We start from the raw sequence: 2,007 nt of genomic DNA on the forward strand, positions 1-2,007 counted from the left end.
GCATACAGAACACTCAACTCACGCGTCACCACACCCATCGACCACCCATCCGTCACGATGTGATGCATCGACAGAACAAGCACGTGATCGTTCTCGCCGACCGCCACCACCAGCGCCCGGACCGGTGGCGCGGCCACCAGGTCGAATGCGGTCGACTGCTCGGCACCCAGCACCTGGTCCAGGGCCGACGCGCGGTCGTGTTCACTCGTCCCGGACAGGTCGACCACGCGCAGGGGGAGGACGAAGTCGTCATGGATCGTCTGGGCTCCGCCGCCGAAGGTGGTACGCAGTGCCTCGTGGCGGGCGGTCAGGGCGTCGAGGGCGCTGCGGAGAGCGGTGACGTCGAGTTCTCCGGTCAGGCGCAGCGCGAGTCCGGTGTTGTACTCGACCCCGCCGGGCGCGAAGTCGTGCAGGAACCACAGGCGTTCCTGGCCGTACGAGAGCGGGAGCGGCACCCCTTGGTCACGGTGAACGCGCGCGATCGCCCTGTCGGGCGCGGCGGCGGACGTCCGCTCCAGCGCCTCGGCCAGCGCAGAGACGGTCGGGTGGTGGAAGAGCGCGCGTGAGGTGAGTTCTCCGCCGAGGGCCTGCCGGATGCGGGTGGCGGCCTTGAGCCCGGTGATGGAGTCCCCGCCGAGGGCGAAGAAGTCGTCCTCCACGCCGACCTCCGGTGTGCCCAGCACCTCGGACCAGACCGCGCAGAGTGCCCGTTCCGTCTCGGTGCGCGGGGCGACGTACGCGCTTTCGCCACCGAACTCGGGCGCTGGCAGAGCACGTTGGTCCACCTTGCCGTTCACGGTCAGCGGCAACGCGTCGAGCACGACGAATGCCGACGGGACCATGTACGCGGGGAGCAGCCGAGCCGCGTGCTCGCGTACACCTGGCGTGTCCGGGTCTCCCGTGGGGACGAGGTACGCCACCAGGCGTTTGGCGCCCGGGCGGTCCTCGCGGACGGTGACCGAGACCCGGCCGACCGCCGGATGGCGTGACAGTACGGCCTCGATCTCGCCGAGTTCGATACGGAAGCCACGGATCTTCACCTGGCCGTCGCCCCGGCCCAGGAACTCCAGTCGGCCGTCCGCCCGCGAACGCACCACATCACCCGTCCGGTACAAGCGCCCACCCGAGCCGAACGGGTCCGCGACGAACCGCTCCGCCGTCAGGCCGCCCTGGCCGTCGTACCCCCGCGCGAGCCCGGTGCCCCCCAGGTACAGCTCGCCGGCGGTTCCGGGGGCAACCGGGCGCAGGGCGGCGTTCAGGACATGGGCGCTGGTGCCGTCCATCGGCTCGCCGAGGGGCACAGCGGTATGTGCCGTGTCCGCCCTGGTCAGGGGAGCGCACACGGCGAACGTCGTGGACTCCGTCGGCCCGTACACATGCACCAGAACCAGCTCCGGGCACGCCTCCAGGACCCGCGCCATCGCCGCACCCGACGCCGCCTCACCCCCCGTCCACACCTCACGAAGCCCCCCGAAACACCCCGCATCCTCCTCAGCCAGCAGATCGAACAACGCCTTCGTCAGAAACAGCCCCGTCACCCCACACCCCACCGCACCCCGCACCACATCCACCGACAACTCAGCCTCGGCCACCACCACCGTCCCACCATTCAGCAACGGCACCCACACCTCATACGTCGCCGCATCGAACGAATGCGGCGAATGGAACAACACCCGCTCATGCCCACCCGACGACCAACGGGAATCAGCAGCCAACGCCACCACATCCCCATGCGTCACCCCCACACCCTTCGGCACCCCCGACGACCCCGACGTAAACATCACATACGCCAAAGAACCCGACGGAACCTCAGGAAGAACCACGCCCCCCTCACCCACCGGCCCGGAACCCACACCCACCGCCCGCACCCCACCAACCCGATCCACACCCCGATCCGTCACCACCAGCACCACACCACTCCGCCCCAGCACCTCCCGCACCCGCTCCTCCGGATACCCCCCATGCAACGGAACATAGACACCACCCGCCTTCAACACCGCCAGCATC

1 protein-coding gene is annotated in these 2,007 nt (G+C 69.5%); it reads right to left on the reverse strand.

Annotated features, from left to right (window positions below):
* Window positions 1–2,007 (reverse strand): amino acid adenylation domain-containing protein (locus tag AB0P17_RS43195; protein WP_365820600.1); only part of this gene is annotated, 2,007 nt, incomplete at both ends.

This window comes from Streptomyces sp. NPDC088124, assembly GCF_040685895.1.
Classification (GTDB): Bacteria; Actinomycetota; Actinomycetes; order Streptomycetales; family Streptomycetaceae; genus Streptomyces.